General features: G+C 29.4%; 20 protein-coding genes and 2 tRNA genes. 19 read left to right on the top strand and 3 right to left on the bottom strand.

Annotated elements, in window-relative coordinates; genetic code table 11:
- Positions 1 to 87: 87 nt before the first annotated feature.
- The 9 genes from gltX (at position 88) to ACZ41D_RS01075 (ending at position 8593) form a co-directional block, all read left to right on the top strand.
- On the top strand, positions 88 to 1560 hold the full coding sequence (gene gltX / locus ACZ41D_RS01115; RefSeq protein WP_464153100.1) for a glutamate--tRNA ligase: 1473 nt from the start codon (positions 88 to 90) through the stop codon (positions 1558 to 1560).
- A gap of 22 nt (positions 1561 to 1582) precedes the next feature.
- Positions 1583 to 1657: transfer RNA gene (locus ACZ41D_RS01110), tRNA-Gln, on the top strand.
- A 1-nt stretch (position 1658) separates the two neighbouring features.
- Positions 1659 to 1733 (top strand) — tRNA-Glu (locus ACZ41D_RS01105).
- A 132-nt stretch (positions 1734 to 1865) separates the two neighbouring features.
- Entirely contained in the window at positions 1866 to 2102 is a 237-nt protein-coding gene (locus ACZ41D_RS01100; RefSeq protein WP_464152095.1) for a FeoA family protein, read from the top strand.
- Entirely contained in the window at positions 2103 to 3920 is a 1818-nt protein-coding gene (locus tag ACZ41D_RS01095; RefSeq protein ID WP_464152094.1) for a FeoB small GTPase domain-containing protein, read from the top strand.
- A 335-nt stretch (positions 3921 to 4255) separates the two neighbouring features.
- The gene (locus ACZ41D_RS01090) at positions 4256 to 6052 is read left to right on the top strand and encodes a methyl-accepting chemotaxis protein (protein ID WP_464152093.1); all 1797 of its coding nucleotides are present in this window, start codon (positions 4256 to 4258) and stop codon (positions 6050 to 6052) included.
- Positions 6053 to 6375: 323 nt separating this feature from the next.
- Positions 6376 to 7188, top strand: a complete 813-nt coding sequence (locus ACZ41D_RS01085) for a basic amino acid ABC transporter substrate-binding protein (RefSeq protein WP_464152092.1) — start codon at positions 6376 to 6378, stop codon at positions 7186 to 7188.
- Between the two features lie 15 nt (positions 7189 to 7203).
- Positions 7204 to 7878: an amino acid ABC transporter permease gene (locus ACZ41D_RS01080; protein ID WP_464152091.1), complete on the top strand. Its 675-nt coding sequence runs from the start codon at positions 7204 to 7206 to the stop codon at positions 7876 to 7878.
- Positions 7871 to 8593 (top strand): amino acid ABC transporter ATP-binding protein, encoded by a 723-nt coding sequence (locus tag ACZ41D_RS01075; RefSeq protein WP_464152090.1) that lies wholly within the window; start codon positions 7871 to 7873, stop codon positions 8591 to 8593. Before ACZ41D_RS01080 ends, ACZ41D_RS01075 begins: the two co-directional genes overlap by 8 nt.
- A 218-nt stretch (positions 8594 to 8811) precedes the next feature.
- On the opposite strand, the gene ACZ41D_RS01070 is transcribed toward ACZ41D_RS01075, so the two are convergent.
- Both ACZ41D_RS01070 and ACZ41D_RS01065 read right to left on the bottom strand, forming a co-directional pair.
- Complete coding sequence (locus ACZ41D_RS01070; protein WP_464152089.1) at positions 8812 to 9984, bottom strand: CD0519/CD1768 family membrane protein; 1173 nt, start codon at positions 9982 to 9984, stop codon at positions 8812 to 8814.
- Positions 9985 to 10326: 342 nt separating this feature from the next.
- On the bottom strand, positions 10327 to 11469 hold the full coding sequence (locus ACZ41D_RS01065) for a sigma-54 interaction domain-containing protein (RefSeq protein ID WP_464152088.1): 1143 nt from the start codon (positions 11467 to 11469) through the stop codon (positions 10327 to 10329).
- A 296-nt stretch (positions 11470 to 11765) separates the two neighbouring features.
- Between ACZ41D_RS01065 and ACZ41D_RS01060 the strand changes: the two genes are divergently transcribed.
- Positions 11766 to 13046, top strand: coding sequence for a LysM peptidoglycan-binding domain-containing protein (locus ACZ41D_RS01060; RefSeq protein ID WP_464152087.1), 1281 nt, complete (start codon positions 11766 to 11768; stop codon positions 13044 to 13046).
- 308 nt (positions 13047 to 13354) lie between these two features.
- Positions 13355 to 13810, top strand: coding sequence for an Hsp20/alpha crystallin family protein (locus tag ACZ41D_RS01055; protein WP_464152086.1), 456 nt, complete (start codon positions 13355 to 13357; stop codon positions 13808 to 13810).
- Positions 13811 to 13820: 10 nt separating this feature from the next.
- On the opposite strand, the gene ACZ41D_RS01050 is transcribed toward ACZ41D_RS01055, so the two are convergent.
- Positions 13821 to 14222, bottom strand: a complete 402-nt coding sequence (locus ACZ41D_RS01050; protein ID WP_464152085.1) for an NUDIX domain-containing protein — start codon at positions 14220 to 14222, stop codon at positions 13821 to 13823.
- A gap of 175 nt (positions 14223 to 14397) precedes the next feature.
- Here ACZ41D_RS01050 and ACZ41D_RS01045 point away from each other — a divergent pair, with 175 nt between their 5' ends.
- The 8 genes from ACZ41D_RS01045 (at position 14398) to ACZ41D_RS01010 (ending at position 21261) form a co-directional block, all read left to right on the top strand.
- Complete coding sequence (locus tag ACZ41D_RS01045) at positions 14398 to 14529, top strand: hypothetical protein (protein WP_464152084.1); 132 nt, start codon at positions 14398 to 14400, stop codon at positions 14527 to 14529.
- A gap of 111 nt (positions 14530 to 14640) precedes the next feature.
- Positions 14641 to 14775: a hypothetical protein gene (locus tag ACZ41D_RS01040; RefSeq protein WP_464152083.1), complete on the top strand. Its 135-nt coding sequence runs from the start codon at positions 14641 to 14643 to the stop codon at positions 14773 to 14775.
- An 86-nt stretch (positions 14776 to 14861) separates the two neighbouring features.
- Positions 14862 to 16634, top strand: a complete 1773-nt coding sequence (iorA, locus tag ACZ41D_RS01035; protein ID WP_464152082.1) for an indolepyruvate ferredoxin oxidoreductase subunit alpha — start codon at positions 14862 to 14864, stop codon at positions 16632 to 16634.
- Entirely contained in the window at positions 16627 to 17196 is a 570-nt protein-coding gene (locus ACZ41D_RS01030; RefSeq protein ID WP_464152081.1) for an indolepyruvate oxidoreductase subunit beta, read from the top strand. The genes iorA and ACZ41D_RS01030 overlap by 8 nt, the downstream gene beginning before the upstream one ends.
- Before the next feature lie 168 nt (positions 17197 to 17364).
- Complete coding sequence (locus tag ACZ41D_RS01025) at positions 17365 to 17745, top strand: RidA family protein (RefSeq protein WP_464152080.1); 381 nt, start codon at positions 17365 to 17367, stop codon at positions 17743 to 17745.
- Between the two features lie 168 nt (positions 17746 to 17913).
- Positions 17914 to 18219 carry a hypothetical protein gene (locus tag ACZ41D_RS01020; protein WP_464152079.1) on the top strand — a complete coding sequence of 102 codons (306 nt, stop codon included), beginning with the start codon at positions 17914 to 17916 and terminating at the stop codon, positions 18217 to 18219.
- A gap of 28 nt (positions 18220 to 18247) precedes the next feature.
- Positions 18248 to 19309 carry a V-type ATPase subunit gene (locus tag ACZ41D_RS01015; protein WP_464152078.1) on the top strand — a complete coding sequence of 354 codons (1062 nt, stop codon included), beginning with the start codon at positions 18248 to 18250 and terminating at the stop codon, positions 19307 to 19309.
- Positions 19309 to 21261 (top strand): V-type ATP synthase subunit I, encoded by a 1953-nt coding sequence (locus tag ACZ41D_RS01010; protein ID WP_464152077.1) that lies wholly within the window; start codon positions 19309 to 19311, stop codon positions 21259 to 21261. Before ACZ41D_RS01015 ends, ACZ41D_RS01010 begins: the two co-directional genes overlap by 1 nt.
- Positions 21262 to 21285: the final 24 nt, after the last annotated feature.

Below are 21285 nucleotides of genomic sequence, written 5' to 3'. Positions count from 1 at the left end.
TCAAAAAATGGTTTACAAATATTACTTAGTGTTGTATAATATCATATGTGTTCAATGTAGAGTGTGTATCAAGAAGGGAGTCTTTTGATGAGCCAAGTCAGAGTTCGCTTTGCTCCAAGCCCTACAGGTTATCTCCATATAGGTGGAGCAAGGACAGCATTATATAATTGGATACTAGCAAGACAAATGAATGGAAAGATGATTCTAAGAATAGAAGATACTGATACTGAAAGGCTTAAAGATGACTCCATATCTCAAATTTTAGCTAGCTTACGTTGGTTGGGATTAGATTGGGACGAGGGTCCAGAAAAGGGAGGAGATTTTGGACCATATTTTCAATCACAAAGGCTGAGTTTATATAAAAAAGAAGCACAAAGATTAGTTGACGAAGGTAAAGCATATTATTGTTTTTGTACTAAAGAAGAACTTGAATTAGTTAGAGAAGAGCAAAGAAAAAATAAACTTCCGTTTCGTTATTCTGGTAAATGTCGTAGATTGACAAGTGAGAAAGTTCAAAAATACCTAAACGAAGGACGACCTTACGTAATAAGGCTTAAGGTGCCTTATGAAGGTGAAGTTGTTGTAAATGATTTAATAAGAGGAAAAGTTACATTCCAAATGGATCAAATGGATGATTATATTATACAGAAATCTAATGGAATGCCAACATATAATTTTGCTTGTGTAGTAGACGATAATGCTATGAATATAACTCATGTTCTTAGAGCAGAGGAACATTTGTCTAATACACCTAAGCAGATTTTGATATATGAAGCATTAGGTTACAAGTTGCCTAAGTTTGGTCATATGCCAATGATATTAGCTCCTGATCGTAGTAAACTTAGTAAAAGGCATGGAGCTACTTCTGTAGAGGAATTTAAAGATCAAGGGTTTATGAGTGAAGCTATTATAAATTATCTCACTCTTTTAGGATGGTCTCCTGGTGAAAATCAAGAAATATTTAGCATAGAAGATACTATAGCTAAGTTTTCGCTTGATAAGGTTTCTAAAAATGCTGCAATCTATGATACTAACAAACTTAGTTGGATAAATGGTCAATATTTAACATTGTTAGATGCAGATACTATTACTAGGCGGGCTATTCCTTATATGATTGAAAGTGGGTTAATTAGTGAAAAAGATGTAAAAGATAATTATGAGTATATAAAAGAAGTTGTTAGTCTTGTCAAAGAAAAAGTAAGATTATTGCCTGAGATTGCAAGTGCTAGTGAGTATTTCTTTAAAGAAGTTAATGAATATGACCCAAAAGGGGTTAAAAAGAGATTTCTTAAAGATAATGTGGTAGATGTATTAGAAGAAGGTAAAAAAGCTCTTGAACAACTTGAAGAGTTTGATATTGAAAATACTGAAAAAGTTTATAGAGAAGTAATAGATAGGCTAGGTATAAAGAGTGGAGATTTAATACATCCTACTAGGCTTGCTATAAGTGGTCGTACTGTAACACCTGGATTATTTGAAGTTATGGCTCTTTTGGGCAAAGAAGTATGTATAAGACGTATTGATAAAGCAATAAAATATATAAAAAAACAAGTGAACTAGCAGTTTTCTGCTTTGCATATATTCCGAGATGGTGTAATTGGTAGCACATGTGACTCTGGATCATATAGTCTAGGTTCGAGTCCTAGTCTCGGAGCCATGGCCTCATGGTCAAGCGGTTAAGACGCCGCCCTCTCACGGCGGAAACAGGGGTTCGATTCCCCTTGAGGCTGCCATAATATCTATAAAAAGAGTGACTATATGGTCATTCTTTTTTTTATATCTATTGACAATGAAAAATTTTTTTTATAAACTGATAATGAAAATAGTTATCAATATATAAAGGTTATCATTCTAGGGGGGATTGTATGACTACTTGTACATTATATGAAGTAAACGAAGGTAAACAATGTAAAGTTATTGCAATAAATGGAGGCAATGGATTGATAACTAAGCTTGACAATTTAGGTATAAGACTTGGAAAAGAAATTGTAAAGATAAATAACTCATTTTTCGGTGGGCCTATCGCTGTAAAAGTTGATAATATTAAAATTGCTATAGGAAAAAATATGGCTAATAAGATTATAGTAGAGGCGGATAGATAAATGAAAGTATTATTGATGGGGAACCCTAATGTTGGTAAAAGTGTTATTTTTTCAAGGCTTACAGGAACTAATGTAGTATCATCTAATTATGCTGGTACTACAGTTGAATATACAAAGGGTCATATAAAATGGAAAAATGAAATAGTAGAGATAATTGATGTCCCTGGAACTTATACATTAAACCCTACTAATAAAGCTGAAGAAGTAGCTGTACAGATGCTAAAAGAAGGAGATTTAATAGTAAATGTAGTTGATGCTACTAATTTAGAGAGAAATTTGAACTTAACTTTACAGCTTCTAGAGAAAGATATACCTATGATTATATCTTTAAACCTTTGGGACGAAGCTCAACATAAAGGAATAATGTTAGATATAGATAAGCTAAGGGATAAATTAGGTGTGCCTATTATTCCTACTATAGCAGTAAAAGGTAATGGTATTAAGGAAATAATAGATTACTTTGATTATGATAAGATAGTAAAACATAACTATGGGGATGCTAATCAAAGATGGGCTAAAATAGGTGAAATCATTAAAGAGGTACAGAAGATAGATTATAAAAGTCACTCATTTCTTGATATCTTAGAAGATATATCCATAAAGCCTTTAACTGGATTGCCATTAGCTATTTTTATATTATATATTTCTTTTTCTGTAATAAGATTTATTGGAGAAGGACTTATTACTTATGTAACAGAACCTTTTTTTGAATATTTATATAAGCCATTGATGTTAAAATTGAGTGTTTTTCTTGGTTCTGGAGGTTTTATTCATAATATATTAGTTGGAGAACTTATTAACGGTGATATAGACTTTGAACAATCTTTTGGACTGCTTACTACAGGTATTCATATACCCATTGGAGCTGTATTGCCGTATATAGTATCCTTTTATTTAATATTAGGATTATTAGAAGATACGGGGTATTTGCCACGTATATCAGTACTTGTTGATAATATTATGCATAAGGTTGGACTTCATGGATTTTCTATTATTCCTATGATCTTAGGGTTTGGCTGCAATGTTCCTGCAGCTCTTGCTATACGTAATTTAGAGAGTACTAGAGAAAAATTTATAGCAACAACATTGATGTCTATTGCGATACCCTGTATATCACAAACAGCAATGATTATTGCTTTGTTAGGTCCATATGGAAATAGATATATTTTTTATGTTTTTGCTACATTATTGGTAGTTTGGATTATAGTAGGGTCATTGCTCAATAAATTAATACCGGGTTTTAGTTCTGACTTGTTGTTAGAGATACCATCATTTAGAATACCAAGTATTAAAACAATATTTAAAAAACTTCAAGTTCGTATACTAGGTTTTTTAAGAGAAGCTATTCCACTTATGATATTTGGCGTATTTATTATTAACATTTTTTATACGATTGGTGTATTTGATATGATGGCATCTACATTAGGGCCATTTTTAAATAAAGCATTTGGGCTTCCAGACCAAGCTATTAATGCACTTTTAATGGGATTTTTGAGAAAAGATTTAGCTATGGGAGTTCTTATGCCTATGGGACTTAATCCTAAACAAATGCTTACTATAAGTATATTGCTAGTCATTTATTTCCCTTGTATAGCTACATTTGTGGTATTAATAAGAGAATTAGGGGTTGTAAATATGTTAAAAGCGACAGTTATAATGCTTATATCTACTTTTTTGGTAGGAGTATATATAAATTTTGCTTTCCAAGGTGAAAGATTTAGCTTGATAAGATTAAGTATAATTGTACTATTATTTATAATAATACAAATGATACCTAAAAGAAAAGATAAAGAAAAAATACTTCATTATAATGTATAAACTAAATATAGTATAAAATACCCATAGAGTTTTTCTATGGGTTTTGTTATTTTTGTAATATATTATCGAAATTTATAGAACATTGACTATTTTTAAGTAAAATTATAATATATATACTATAGATTACATTAACATGATACATATTCATAAATTACTATTATTTAGTTGTTTTATTATGTGAGGAAATTGCATAATTACTGAAGAATTAAGGTTTTACAAGTTATAATTTTTATAAAATTCCTTAAAGTGTATTATTATGCAATTCCCTTATACCATTTGTTTAAATTTTTTAATTAAGATTTTTATTTAATTTACTTATTAAGGGGGCTCATGACATGAAAAAAAGCATTAAAAGTAAAATTTCTAAAAGTAAATTAAGAGAAAAAGCAAAAAGTAAAGGTAAAAGAAAGTTTAAATTTCAAAAATCTTTTTCATTTAGATTAAGAAATTTAAACATAGGAGTTAAATATTTATTGGCATTATTTGTAGTTATTATTTTGTTTTTAAGTTCAGCATTAACAACTGTAAGGCTTTTAATTAGTATTCAAAAAGATATATTTACTCTTGAGGAAAAGGGAAGACAAGCGTTAATGGTAACAAAATTAGGTTCTATTTTTAGAGAAAAAGATATTATTATATCTGATTATTTAAAGTCTAAGGACGAGGGATTAATAGAAGAATATGATAATAAAAGTAAGGAATTTAGTGAAATATTAAATGGCATGGAAAAATATATGGATACACCAGAATTACAAGATGTATTTGCAAATATTCAAAGTAGAGATAATGCAATAAACTCCATTTTTATGAATGAGGTTGTTCCTTATTCTAAAAAAAGTTATGAAAGTATTATTGATTATGTTAGAAATAGGGTATCTACTATAAGGGAAGACACGATTGTTTTTTTGGATCAAATACGAGATCACCAAATGAAACAAAGGGAAATAGCAGTAAATAATGCTTCAGCTAATATAAAAAGAACTATTTATCTTTTAGGTGTATTTTTTGTACTTTCAACAGTATTAGGAATAATTACAGTTTTAATTATAAGTAGATCTGTGAGTAGAAATTTAAATAAAGTAGTCAATATAAGCAATAAAATAACAGAAGGAGATTTAGCTGTAGAAAAAATTACTTACGAAGGAAAAGATGAGATAGGAAAGCTTGCTAGATCTATAAATGAAATGGTAGATAGCTTAAGGAATATGGTTATGGAGACTTCATATGCATCTAAAAATTTGAAAAGCCAAAGCGATGAATTAGATGCTGTGGCTAAGGAAGTTTTACAAGGTAGTAATGAAATAACTGGTACTATGCAAGAAATGGCTGCAGATATCGAAGAACAAGCAGGAACTTCTAATAATATAGCTAATATTGTAAATGAATTTAGCAAATTAATTGAAAAGTCCAATTTAGAAGGAAAGAAATTAAATGAATCATCTCAAGTTGTATTAAGAATGGCAGATGAAGGCAATCGTCAAATGGAAGAATCAGTAGACCAAATGAATATTATTAATAAGATTATTAAAGATTCAGTAGAAAAGATAAAAGAATTAGAAATTAATATAGGTAATATAACTAAATTAATAAATGTTATAAATGATATATCTCAACAGACCAACCTATTGGCTTTAAATGCTTCAATAGAAGCTGCAAGAGCTGGTGAAGCTGGAAGAGGGTTTGCAGTAGTAGCAGAGGAAATAAGGAAATTAGCAGAGCAGGTAGGAAAATCTGTAACAGAGATAACAGAAATCGTTAAAGATATACAAAAAGAATCCAACATAGTAACAGAAGCTTTAAAAATAGGATATCAAGAAGTTGAACAAGGAACAAATCAAGTTAAAAATACAGGAGAGTTCTTTGCTAAAATAAATAATGAAGTAAACAACATAGGAAAGATGATAGAAGAGCTTACAACAAACCTTGAAAAAGTAGCAGAAAATAGCGAAAATATAAATAAGTCAGTAGAAGAAGCAGCTTCTATTTCAGAAAGGAATGCAGGAGGAGTTGAAGAAATTTCAGCACTTGTTGAGCAACAAAATAGCTCTATGGAAAATGTAAAGAAGAATGCTGAATTAATGGAAAAATTAGTTGAAAAATTAAATAATTCAATAAAGAAATATAAGATCTAAAACAAAAGTGGCATACTAGTATGCCACTTTTGTTTTATAATAAATAAAATATTATAACAAATTAACGGGAAAAATTAATGTATTATAAATATTTTAAACCAGTTGTAATTTCTATATTTTCTAGCAAAAATATAAAAAGAAAAAATATTAATACAATGCATAAATATAAATAGCTATTTTAATACTAAAATTTTTTTTGCTAAATAAACAATTTTTATAAAAATAATATAAAAAATCATTGAAAATATATACAAAAATATGTATAATAATCAATATACAAAAACATACTTGCTTGCAAGCTAAAATATTAAGGGGGAATTGTGATGTTAAAAAATAAGAAAATTAAGGTGTTGTTATTTCTAGCTTTGGTAGTAATGATTCTTACTTTCACAGGATGTGCAAATACAAATAATAATAGCAGTCAAGATGAAACAGGTTTACAAAAAGATGTTACAGAATTAGATAAAATAAAGGAAAAAGGAGTAATAGTAATGGCTACTAGCCCTGATTATCCACCTTTTGAAACAGTAGATGATGCTGGAAATGTAGTAGGTTTTGATATAGATCTTGCAAATGAAATAGCTAAAGAATTAGGAGTAGAAATTGATCTAAAGGAAATGAGTTTTGGAACAATTATTGATGCAGTTAGAAATGGTCAAGTAGATATTGGAATATCTGGTTTTTCTATTACTCCAGACCGTCTAGAAAGTGTAGATATGACAGATCCTTATTTAATAGGAGGGCAAGTCATCGTTACTACAAGTGATTCGGGAGTAAATGGGCCTGAAGATCTTAATGGTGAAAAGGTAGCAGTTGGCATGGGAAGTACCTGTGAGAAAGCAGCTATGACTATTGAAGGTGCTGAGGTTGTGTCTCTTGATGATTTTAATTTAGGTTTTGTAATGCTTGAAAATGGTAGTGTAAAGGCGGTAGTTGCGGATATTTCAGTAGCTAATGATTATATAGAAAAAAATGATAATTTTGTAATAGCAGGAGAACCATTGACTTATGAGGAAACAGCCATAGTTGTAAAAAAAGGAAATGATGATTTAACAGAGGCTTTAAATAAAATTATCAAAGAACTTAAAGAAAATGGTAAGATTGATGAACTTAAAAGTAAATGGGAAATTCAGTAAAAGGAGCGAATACATTTGAACGGGTTCTTAAGAGTATGGCAGTACAAGGGGTTTTTACTTACTGGAACATTAGTAACATTGGAAATGACAATTGGTGCTACTTTTATAGGAATAGTACTAGGGACTATATTTGGACTTTTTAGAATATCACACAATAAAATACTAAGAGCAATTTCTGGATTTTATCTGTGGATTATTAGAGGAACTCCAATGTTGCTTCAGATAATATTTGTTTATATAGGTATACCTCAAATTTATAAAATATTAACAGGAAATGTTGTATTTTTTGATCCAGTTATGGCTGGAATAGCTGGTATAGGAATTAATAGTGGGGCATATGTAGCTGAAATAGTAAGAGCAGGTATTCAATCAGTAGACAAAGGTCAAATGGAGGCTGCACGATCTTTAGGATTGACACATGGTCAAGCTATGAGATATGTAATACTGCCACAAGGATTTCGTACCATTATACCTGCTTTAGGAAATGAACTTATTGTATTACTTAAAGATACATCCCTTGTTTCTGCTATAGGAGCAAGAGAACTGATGAACTCAGCTAGAATTATGGGTGCAAAGTATTACCAATATGCAGAATTTCTTACTGGGGCAGCAGTCATATACCTTATATTGACATTTTGTATTTCTCAATTAGTTAATTATACAGAAAGGAAGTTTAAAACAGTTGATTAAAGTAAAAGGATTATTTAAAAGTTTTAATGATTTAGAAATTATTAAAGGTATTGATTTACACATAAATAAAGGAGAAGTAGTAGTAATAATAGGTCCTAGTGGATCTGGAAAAAGTACTTTATTAAGATGCCTAAACCTTCTTGAAAAGCCGGATAAGGGAGAGATAATTTTTGAAGGTATATCCATAACGGATAGCAAAACAGATATAAACAGTCTTAGACAAAAAATGGGCATGGTATTTCAACAATTTAATTTATTTTCTAATATGAATGTTTTAGATAATATTACGTTAGCTCCTAGAAAAGCAAAAAACTTACCAAAAGATGAAGCTGAAATATTGGCTTTTAAGTTTCTAGATAGAATTGGGCTTAAGGATAAGGCATATGTTTATCCAACTCAGCTTTCTGGAGGGCAAAAACAAAGGATAGCTATTGCTAGAGCATTATGTATGGAGCCTGATGTCATTCTTTTTGATGAACCAACTTCAGCATTGGACCCTGAGATGGTAGGAGAAGTGTTAGATGTAATGAAGAAACTAGCTTATGAGGGAATGACGATGATTATAGTTAGTCATGAGATGGGATTTGTTAGAGAGGTTGCTGATAGAGTAATATTTATTGATGATGGTATTATTGTAGAAGAAGGAACACCAAAAGAAATTTTTTCAAATCCTAAAAATAAGAGAACAAAAGAGTTTTTAAGTAAAGTATTGTAAATTGTATAGGTATCTAAAATTAACACTTTAATTATTATCTCTTGGAAAGTCAACTTTTCATATTATGGTATTTAAATACGTTGTTAAGGTAATATTTAAATAAGTCGTGATGAAAGTTGACTTTCCGTAAACTTATTTTGATTTTTAAAACCTGTTTATTTTTATAGTTAATGAAATTGCAAAATTTTTATGTTAAATTAAAGAATCATATAAATTTCTTAACTTATCAATAACATAATTAAATGAGCAACTATTCCAGCTACTAAGCCGCCTATAGCGTGACTTCCTATTGCTTTACTAGTGAATTTTCTATAACCTAAAATATCCATCATAGCTACATGAGTACTTAAATATCCACTCCAGCACATTCCCATTGCAGTAAAGACTGCTATTTCATTAGCTCCAATAAGTCCTTCTTCCAGAAATTTTGGAACAAGGCTAAGAGCTGACCCTACTGCACCTAAAGCAGTTATAGGAAATGCTATTGCTTCTGGACTATGAAATCCAAATAAAGGTTTTAATATAAAAGATAATTTTTCGCCAATATATGGCAGGACTGCTACTCCTTCAAATGCTTTTCCTTGATATCCTACTGATGGGTCTGCTGGACCGAAAGTTAACATCATAACTATTGTACATATAATAAGAACTCCAGGGATTATACTTAATCCTACATCAACTCCAAATTTTCCTCCATCAAGCAATGCAGTTAAAAATCTTTCAAAAAAACTTCCATTATTTCTGGATATAAAAGAATCACTTAAATCTGCTTTTTTATCGATTTTTTTATTTACGTTTTTTACTTGAATATTCATAGATTTTTTAACTCTAATTTGCATAAGTCTTACACTTACTATACTTCCTATGACAGCAGCTAAATTTCCTACTAAAGCTGCTTTAAAGAAACCTGTTCCTTTTAATCCAATCATAAAAGTAGTCACTATAAATCCCATTCCAAAAGATGTGCCTAAGTTACACAAACATGGGATTTCATACTCTTCATAATATTTTAGGTACTCTTTATCTTCAGCAAGTGCTATGATAGCTGGATTATCTGATAAATACGTTGTAATAATACCTAAAAAAGCAACTCCTGGCATATTATATAAAGGTCTCATTAATGGTGAAAATATTTTATTTAATATATTAACAACTCCGAATTCCATAAAAAGCTTACTAATTGAACCTGCTAATACTGCAATGGCCATGATATATAGTACTGTTTCTAATAGGAGTTTATAAGCTGTTTCCATTAAAGAAGAGAACATATTTCCTATTCCCATTTTGCTGCCTAATAAACCGAAAAACAGAGTTAATATTGTTATAAGTGCTAGAGTGTCTAAATACGGAATGTATTTTTTAGTAGTTATTGCTTCATTAGATTTTTTCATTTTTCAAGCTCCTTTATATAATTTTATTTATTCTGATTTATCAAATTTAACTAAAGCAAGAAATATGCCAAGTATAAGTAATAAACAAATTATTAATTTTTCAACTAAATAAAAAGGTTTTCATACAGCATACAAATACTTACAAGACATTATTTTGACACTTTTTAATTACTTATTATATAGAAAAAATATATAGGTACAAATTTAAAATTTGAATTTCTATATAAATTGCAATATATAGTCATATACTTATCGAGACAAAAATACAGTCAATTAATTGACGACAATGTCAATTAATTGACTTTTCTATAGCAATTATGCAATTTTGTCAATAAGTAAAAATCAAAAATTTAAGTTATATTTTTTGATTTTAAAATGTAGGGTACTTCTAGGTATATTTAACAATTTTGCAGCTTTAGTTTTATTATTATTAGTTAAATTCATAACTTTAATTATTAGTTCCTTTTCAGTATTTGCTATTGCTTTATTTAAATCATATTGACAATCATTTTTAACAGATATTTTTTTATCATATATATTGTTAATGATATCTTCAGGCAAGTATTCAAGTTTAATTACATTAGAGTGTTGATTTTTAGCTAAAACAACAGCTCTTTCTATGACATTTTTTAGTTCTCTTACATTTCCTTCCCACCGATAATTTATGAGTATATTCATTATATCCGATGGAATATTTATCATATTAGTATGATATTGAGTACAGAAATCCTCTGCAAATTTATTCACAAGAATAGGGATATCATCTTTCCTTTCTCTGAGTGGAGGAATTTTAATTTGTACAGTGTTTAATCTATAATATAAATCTTTTCTAAAGGATCCTTTTTTAACCATATCAGCTAAATCTTTATTTGATGCTGATATTACTCTTACATCTACTTTTATAGAATTTTGGCTACCAACTCTAGTAATTACTCTATCTTCTAATGCTCTTAAAAGTTTAGCTTGAAGGTTTAATGGCATATCTCCTACTTCATCTAAAAAAATAGTTCCTTTGTGGGCAAATTCAATTTTACCCATTTTACCTGTTTTTAATGCTCCTGTAAATGCACCGGCTTCATAACCAAAAAATTCGCTTTCAATTAATTCACTTGGGATAGCACTGCAGTTAATTGGAACAAAATATCCTTCTCTTTCACTTTCTGTGTGTATTGCTCTTGCAAATAATTCTTTACCTGTACCACTTTCTCCCAATATGACTACGCTAACATTGGATTTAGAAATTCCTTTAGCTAAATTTATCATATCTCTAAATGTTTTATTATCCCCTAGTATTTGTGAAAAAGAGTTTTTTATTTTATTCATCTTAGTTATTTCTTGTTCAAATAATTGTAAATTACTATAATTTTTTTTAAGGGATTCTGCTGTTTCAATAAGTTCAGATATATCTCTGTCAAGGCTTAATCCTCCGATTAATTTACCTTCTTTATATAACGGGGTTGCACTTATGATATTATAGCATGTCAAGTATATTTTTTAGCAGATCATTTTCATTAATATTTAATAAGTCAAATTTATCTTCCATTTATAATCACCTTGTTTAATATATTATTACACCTAAAAGATATTTACATCTTAAGTGTATATGAAAATAGGCTAAATTTCAATCTTTACGTTTCTATGCTTTATATATAGTATTTCAATTTTAAGCTTTTAATTATATTACATTTAAAATTAAAAATTAGTTTGCAATGGATATAGTGAACCAAAAGATATTAAATTACATATATTAAACTACCAAGAAATTGAAAGGTGTGATTAGTGTGATTATTCACGTGGTTAAACCAGGAGAAAATATATATTCCATTTCGAGACAATATGGAGTTATGCCGAATAAAATAATAGCAGATAATGAGTTAACTAACCCAGACCGTTTAGTTATAGGGCAGACTTTAGTTATACTGGGTGGTACTATACGCCATGTGGTTATACCGGGAGAGAGTATATATTCTATAGCACAAAATTATGGTGTAAGTGTGGACATTATACTAAGAGCAAATCCCCAAATAACAAATCCAATGCTAATTTATCCAGGGCAGATAATACTAGTTCCTAATGTAACTCAGAAACTAGGGAACATAGATGTAAATGGTTATGCCTTTCCTAATATAAACATGGAGGTTTTAAGAAAAACATTACTTTATTTAACTTATTTAAGTATATTTAGTTATGAAGTAAGAGAAGATGGTTCTTTAAATTCAATAAATGACAAATCTCTTATTGAAATTGTTAGGGAAGCAGGAGTTGCTCCTGTAATGGTAATAACTAATCTTGAATCTGGAGGCGGTTTTAGCAGTGATTTAGCTAGAACTATATTGACAGATGAAGAAGTACAGGCAAATTTAATAAATAATATAATTACAACACTTGAAGAGAAAAATTATTATGGAGTAGATGTTGATTTCGAATATATATACCCTGAAAATAGAGAGGATTACAATAATTTTTTGAGGAAGCTTAATGTGAGGTTAGACCCTTTAGGATATGCATTGATAACTTCCTTAGCTCCTAAGATTTCAGGAGACCAACAAGGATTACTGTATGAGGCACATGATTATCCAGTTCATGGAGAAATAGCCGACCATGTAATATTGATGACTTATGAATGGGGGTATACATTTGGCCCTCCAATGGCAGTCGCTCCAATTAATGAAGTAGAGAAAGTATTAAAATATGCAGTTACAGCTATTCCAAGAGATAAAATACTCATGGGGATACCTAATTATGGATATAACTGGGTTTTGCCTTATCAAGCTGGAACTAGGGCTTCAACAATATCTAATACAGGTGCAGTAGACTTAGTTGCTGCAGTAGGTACTATTATTCAATATGATGAAACATCACAATCTCCTTTTTATTACTATTATGATGAGATGGGAAGAAGACATGTAGTATGGTTTGAGGATGCAAGAAGTATAGACGCTAAACTTAAATTAGCAAATGAGTATGATTTAGAAGGTGTAAGCTATTGGACTATTGGACGATATTTTCCTCAAAATTGGTTAGTTTTAAATTCTTTGTTTAATGTAAATAAAGTGCTTTAATTCATAATATGTCGATTATAGAAATATTTCCCGGGGAAATGTATAAGAAGAACAAATGAAAGTATAATCAATTTAGATTAGAAGTGATAATTAGAAAAAAAAAGATATATTGAGAAATTAATAGATAATTAATATTAAATACAATTAATTAACAATAAAAGTCAAAGAAAGTCAAAGTCAATGTTTGTATTAAAATGATTTGGTGATATAATATAGACAAAGGTCAAAGATAGTCAAAGTCAAATAATAATTTCTATATTTTAATCAAATAATATTAATAAAAATAAAAAATTTTGGAGGTGTTCTTTATGTTTGATTTGACTCCTTATGACAGATGGCAAAGAAATATTGAAAAGAGCATGAGGGATATGTTTAATCCATCAAAATTCTTCGAATCATTTTTTAATGACTCGTTTTTCCCCGCTACTTATATGAATATGAATCAATTTAAAGTAGATGTAAAAGAAAACGAAAAAGAATATATTGTAGAAGCAGAACTTCCTGGGGTAAATAAAGATGATATAAATGTTGAATTAAATGATGATAGACTTACAATATCAGTTGAAAGAAATGAAGAAATTAGAGATGAGAGACAAAATTATATAAGACGTGAAAGAAGATATGGTTCAATGTCTAGAAGTTTTTATGTAGATAATGTAGATGCTGACAAAGTTACAGCTGGATTTAAAAATGGGTTATTAACTATATCCCTTCCTAAGAAAGAAAAAGGTAAATCCAGATCAAATAGAATACAGATAAACTAAAAGGAGTATCCTAAAGGGTACTCTTTTTAGTTATTAATTTTAATGCTTCTTTACTTGGAGGGAAGATATTTTCTATATTTTTAACCTCTGACAAATCAAACCATTTGTACTCTATCATTTCTTCTAATCTTAGTTTTATTTCTCCACTAAATTCATTGCATATGAAAATATGAGGTTTGACTTGACAGGTTACTCCTCTTATTATTGCTTGAGATGATACTTGACCAATATATTCAAGTTTATTTGCTGTAAGATTAAACTCTTCAAAAAGCTCTCGTTTAGCACATTGTTCTACACTTTCGCTTTCTTCCATTTTACCTCCAGCTAGAGACCAACCTTGACCGTCTGTTCTTAATCCTAATAAAACTTTATTATTTTTTATTACTGCCACACCTGTAGCTCTGTCAAACATGTATATCACTCCAATCTATGTATTATTACAAAATAGGAAATTGAATAATAAAATAATTATATTTTATACTAAAATAATAACATATATGATAAAATTATACATATAAACACTAGAATAAAATTAAGCAGAAAAAAGCTTAGGACAAATTCATGTTAAAAGGAGGAGAAATATAATTATGCCTTTTGCAATAATAGGAATGTTGATACCTATACTTCAATGTATGACTTATATAGCAATTATATTTGTAGCATATAAAGCAATTAAAGCTTTAAATGTTTATATTAATAAAAACGATAAATTTTATTAAAAAAAGGGTTGTTTTTAGCTTATTTATAAGTTATGAAACAACTCTTTCTTTTTTCTAAGTTATTTATCCACGTCTTTGTGAGGGGAATGTAATCACGCCTTTCTATTTGTTTTGATCAGAAATTCAGTAGGCCTTGAAGATATGGACGACATTATTAAAGACTTAAATGTTGCTTTATCTTGTATTAAAAAATTAAATTTTTGTCATAATGAAAACATTTTCACAGGTATAGAAGGGTTTTTTTAAAATAGTATTGAATATCTACATTAAGATAAAAAAGATTACCGTGGCAGAGATCTATTTATGTCACGGTTAAGATAGGAGGTAAGTGTATGAAGAAGCTTTTGACAGGTAATGAAGCTGTAGCTAGAGGAGCTTATGAGGCAGGGTGCTTGGTAGCGGCTGCTTACCCAGGGACTCCAAGTACAGAGATATTAGAAAATGTTGCTAAATATAAAGAAATATATTCTGAGTGGGCTACTAATGAAAAAGTTGCATTAGAGATTGCTAGTGGAGCAGCTATTGGAGGAGCAAGAGCACTAGTAGCTATGAAACATGTTGGTTTGAATGTTGCGGCAGATCCGCTGTTTACTATTGCATATGAAGGGGTAAACGGAGGGCTAGTTATTGTTACTGCTGATGAACCAGGTATGCACAGTTCCCAAAATGAACAGGACAACAGACTATATGCTCAACATGCAAAGGTGGCCTTGGTAGAGCCGTCAGATAGCCAAGAATGTAAAGATTTTATGAAGTATGCATATGAAATAAGCGAAAAATTTGATACCCCTGTACTATTTAGAATTACCACGAGAGTATGTCATAGCAAGGGATTGGTAGAATTTAATGAAAGAGAAGAAGTGGGAGTTAAAAAATATGAGAAAAATACTCAAAAATATATTATGGTTCCTGCCAACTCTAAAAGAAAGCATGTAGAGATGGAAGAAGTTAGATTAAAAAATTTAAAGAGGTATTCTAATAATTGCCCATTAAACAGGATACAATGGGGAGATAAGAAGATAGGTATTATAACTAGTGGTATATCTTATCTTCATGCTAAAGAAGTTTTTGGAGATAGTGCTTCTTATCTTAAAATAGGCTTTAGCTACCCTCTTCCTGATGAAATGATAAGAAAGTTTGCTTTAAGTGTAGATAAGCTATACATTATAGAAGAAAATGAACCTTATATTGAAAATTTCGTTAAAGCTATGGGTATAGAATGTATAGGCAAGGATTTTATTCCAATTTGTGGAGAATTAACTCCTGAAATTATAAGAGAGAAACTCTTACCAACTAATAATAACAAATCATATAATATAGACTTACAGATACCAGCAAGACCTCCTGCTTTGTGTGCTGGATGTCCTCATAGAGGAATATTTTATGCAGTTAGCAAGTATAAAGATGTGATTTCTACTACAGACATAGGATGCTATACTCTTGGTATGATGCCTCCATTAAATGTAGGAGATACTTGTATATGTATGGGAGCAGGTATATCAGCTGGTATTGGATTTGAAAGAGCAGCAAGGCAAGGGGGAAGAAAGGATAAAATATTTGGTTTTGTTGGAGATTCTACTTTCTTCCATTCAGGCATAACTGGTCTAATAGACGCAGTATATAACAAAAGTCCTATAGTTGTTGTAATACTTGATAATAGGATAACTGCCATGACAGGCCATCAAGAAAATCCAGGCACTGGTAAAACATTAATGGGAGAACCTGCTCAGATAGTTGACATTGAAGCTATAGTCAAAGCTGTAGGTATAAAAGAAGAAAATATAAGGGTTGTTGATCCATACAATTTAAAAGAAACACAAAAAGCTGTAAAGGATGCGTATGAAGCTAATGATCCTTTTGTCATCATCACTAAGCAGCCCTGTGCATTGATAAAGGAAGTTCAAAAGAAAAGAGCAAATATTTATTGTGAAATAGATTATGATAAATGTAAGAATTGTAAGGCTTGCACCAAAATAGGTTGTCCTGCTATTTCAATAAGGGAAGGTAAAGTTGTAATAGACAGCGTTTCATGTAATGGTTGTACTATATGTAAGCAGGTATGCAAATTTGATGCAATTAAAAAGGTAGGTGAGTTAAATGAATAAAAATTTACTATTAGTAGGTGTAGGTGGACAAGGAACTATACTTGTATCAAAGGTACTTTCCCAGGGACTTATAGATGCAGGTTATGATGTGAAGATGTCAGAAATTCATGGTATGGCACAAAGAGGTGGTAGTGTAACTACTCAGATTAAATTTGGAGAAAAAGTGTATTCACCTTGCATAGGAAAAGGTGAGGCAGATGTGATGGTTGCATTTGAAAAACTAGAGGCAGCAAGATGGATATCTAATTTAAAGAAAGGCGGTATACTTTTAGTTAATGATGTTGAAATACATCCATTATCAGTTTTGATTGGCAAAGAGAAATACCCAAGTGGAATTTTACAAAAACTAGAAGACGAGGTTGAAAACATAAAAATAGTTGATACTTATTCTGTAGCTAAAAAACTAGGGGAACCAAGAGCTCAAAACATTGTTATGTTGGGAGTGCTTATAAAAACTTTGAAATTAGAAGAAATAGATTGGGAAAGAGTATTAAGAGATATTCTTCCTGATAAGATTTTAGAAGTCAACATAAAAGCTTTAAAAAAAGGAATGTTAATGTAAGAATTATTTTTTAACATTTGAAGGATTTTGTATTTTTATAAAGAATAAATATATAAGTATATAGGAAAATAAACTTTAAACAAAAAAAGCCTATTTTCCAAGGCGAGATAAATATAACTTTTTTTACTTATATACAATATGACATAAAAACTGAAGGGAGAGGTTATTATGACAAAAAAAGTTATAAGTACTGATGCTGCACCAAAGGCTATAGGTGCATACTCACAAGCTATTGAAATTGATGGTTTTGTATTTACTTCAGGACAATTACCTATAAATCCTGAAACTGGCGAAATGCCACAAGATGACCCTGCAGCTCAAGCAAAACAATCTATGGAAAATGTAAAGAATATTTTAAAGGCAGCAGGTATGGATTTAAGTAATGTAGTAAAAACAGTGATTTTCATTGCAGATATGAATCACTTTGGAAAGATTAATGAAGTTTACCAAAGCTATTTTGAAGGCGATTATCCAGCTAGATCTTGTGTACAAGTAGCGAGACTTCCAAAGGATGCATTAGTAGAAATAGAAGTTATTGCAAAAAAATAATTATTAAAAAATGGGGAGACTTTTGTCTCTCCATTTTTTAATAGAACAATTATGCAATTTCCTCAAACAAATATAAATGTAAATATTTTATATATTTGTAGGAATAATAAAAAAAGCGCCTAATATTTATATATATGTATTTCTTATGTAAGAAAGCGGGTGAGTTATGTGGAAGACATTATAAACAAGATTATTGAAATTGACAATTTGACGTTAGAGATGAAGAAAAAAACAGATAATAAAGTAAAAGAAGAAAAAATCCGGATTGCTGAGAAGATTAAGATAATTAAAGAAGAAGGAATGAAAGAAGCTAAGGAAGAAGCTGAAGAAAAATACAGAGTTATATTAGAAAGTGCACAAAAAGAAGTTGAAAGTATTAATCATAAGGCAGATGAGGAATACAAAAGAATTGAAGAAATTTATAAAAGGCATAGTTCAAGACTAGCAGAAAAAGTGTTTAAAAAAATATTATAGGTATAAGCTTTCTAGGGAGCTGGATTAGATGGGAAATGTAAAACGTTTTGCTGCTGTAAATACAAAGATAAAAGCCTTAAAAGGAAATATGCTTACAAATGAAGATTACGTAAATTTATTAAAACAAGGTTCTGTTACTGGAGTTGGCCAATATTTAAAAGAATATACTTCCTATAATGAAGTTTTAAAAGGTGTAGATGTAAGTGTTATTCATAGGGATGATTTAGAACTAACATTAAATAAATATATGATATTAATTTTGGAAAAACTACTTCATTATTTTGAAGGTGAGTATAAAAAGCTTTACAAGACTATATTGACCCGATATGTTATAGAAGATATAAAGCTCTATATTAGGGCATTGATAAGAAATGAGGAATTAAATTTAATTGCTAAGCAAACTTTATATATTAAGAAATGTCAAAATATTGATGAAAATCAATTATCACAGTCAAAAACTATAGATGAGCTTGTTGAAAACCTTAAAGGTACTCCTTATTATCAAGCTTTACGACCGTTTTTAAATGATGATAAAGATAAACTTATATTTTATATGGAAATGAGCTTAGATAGACTATATTTTAATTTACTATATAATCAAATTCAAAAGCTAGAGAAAAATGATAAAAAATTTATAATAGAGATACTGGGTAAGAATATTGATTTATTAAACATAGAATGGATGTATAGAGGGTTAAAATATTATTTTCTTTCGCCTGAAGAGATTATCAATTATACTCTTGAAGGTGGATATGATTTAAATTATAGGAAAATTAAGGATATATGTTATTCTAGAGATGAAAATGAGTTTATTGAAAAAATACTTAAAACAAGATATGCATTTTTATTTGATAATAAAGATACTATAGATTTATTTATGGAACGGCGAATAAAAAGATATCTATATTATGAGCTTTTAAGATTTTATAAAAAGGGAAAGATGGATATTATACAATCTATAACTTATATTCATCTCCTCGAATACGAAATAAGAGATATTGTTTCCATTATTGAGGCTTCAAGGTACAAATTAAATAAAAACGAAGCAAAGAAATACCTTGTAAGAAATATAAAAGGAAGTGATGGATAATGGCAATAGAAAAAATGACTATGATGAATGTAGTAGGGCCAATAGAATACGTAGATAATGTTACAAGAGATATTGTTTTGATGGAAAACGTTGACATAGTAAATGCTTTTAATGAAATTAAAGAAAGCCACTTTACTATAAATGTCGCTGAAGAAAATGTTAAGGAACTTGTGGACATGAATTTTATAAAGCCTTTATCTGAGAATAGAGATTATAAGAAACTATGGGATAAAATGAATACTATAAAGAATATTTACAATAAGGAATTTATAATAAATAAGAAATGTCTAAATAAGCATTATGATTTTAATGAATGTATTATTGAAATAAATGATTTGTTTAATAAATTAGTGAATCCATATGAAAAATTGTCTTCATTGAAAGAAGAATTGGTTAAAATAGAAAAATTTTATAAAAATTTTAGTCATATGTCAGAATTTAATATTCCAATAGAAAAACTTAAGAATATGAAATACTTTACAACTATAGTAGGTGTTTTATCTAAGGAGGCAAAACTAAAGCTTAAGAAAAATTATGAAAATATATCTGCAATAGTTGTTCATGTAGGGAGTAGTGAAATAGGAGAAGTATATATGATAATCTCTCCAAGGGACTTAGAAGTGGAGACTAATAGGATATTAAGATCATTAAATTTTCATGAAATTGGTATTCCAGATGGTTATACAGGAACACCATCTGAAATATCTAAAAAACTGGAATTAAGGAAAAAGAAAATAGTTGATGAAATAAATCAATTAGAAAGAGAACTGGAAAAATTAAAGAATGAAAATGTGGTTAAAGCTACTGATTTATATAGTAAGTTGAAAATGGAGCAAAGGGTAGGTGAAGTAAAAAAGGAGATGGTATTTACTCAAAACTTCTTCTATTTTTCAGGATGGGTACCGGAAACTCAAAAAAGAAAGATAAAAGGCACTCTTGGAAAATACAAGGGAATGATCATTATGTACAAAGAAGATGAAAATATAGATAGTTTTTTAAGACCTCCAACAAAGTTAAAAAACAACATGATATTCCGACCTTTTGAATATCTGGTAAACATGTATGGAGTGCCTTGCTACGATGAATTAGACCCTACTCCATTTTTAAGCATAACATATATGGCTTTATTTGGAGCTATGTTTGGAGATTTTGGGCAAGGTCTTGTACTTTTTTTAGCAGGAATACTATTAAATAGGAAAAATAAAAAAAGTTTACTCTCTGGAATATTGAGTAGATTAGGAGCTAGTTCTATGGTTTTCGGAGTATTATATGGTGCAGTTTTTGGATTTGAGGATATTATACCAGCTTTATTTATAAGACCTTTTAACAACATAAATACTGTTTTAATCGGTGCTGTTTTGATTGGAATAATCTTGACATTGATAAGCTATATTTTCAGTATAATTAATTTGCTAAAACGAAAAAACATTGAAGAAGGTGTGTTTGGGAGAAATGGAATTGTAGGGCTTTCATTTTACTTAATTTTACTCTTATTAGTTGGAAGTATAATAAAAAAAATAAATATATTGCCCAATTCTATATACATATTGCTTTTAGTAATTTTAGCAGTTTTAATGGTATTAAAACAACCTTTAGCTAACATTATTATTAAAAAGAAACCTTTATATAGCGAATCACCTTCAAGCTACTATATAGAAAGTGGATTTTCTCTTTTAGAAACTTTACTTAGCATGCTTAGCGGTACAATATCATTTATAAGGGTTGGAGCCTTTGCATTGACTCATGTTGGCTTATTTATAGCTTTTGAAACTATAGCAAAATTGATGGGCAGTTTTGCAGGAAGTATTGTAATGTTGATAGTAGGAAACATCATAATCATAGGACTAGAAGGGCTTATAGTATTTATACAAGGATTAAGGTTAGAGTATTATGAATTATTCAGTAAGTATTACAGAGGAGAAGGTAGAGAATTTAAACCAGTGAGATTATGATATAAGTAAATTATAATTTAGGAG

This window comes from Brassicibacter thermophilus, from assembly GCF_055378355.1.
The sequence above is the reverse complement of the archived record's forward strand: the minus strand, read 5'-3'. Positions and strand labels throughout refer to the sequence as shown.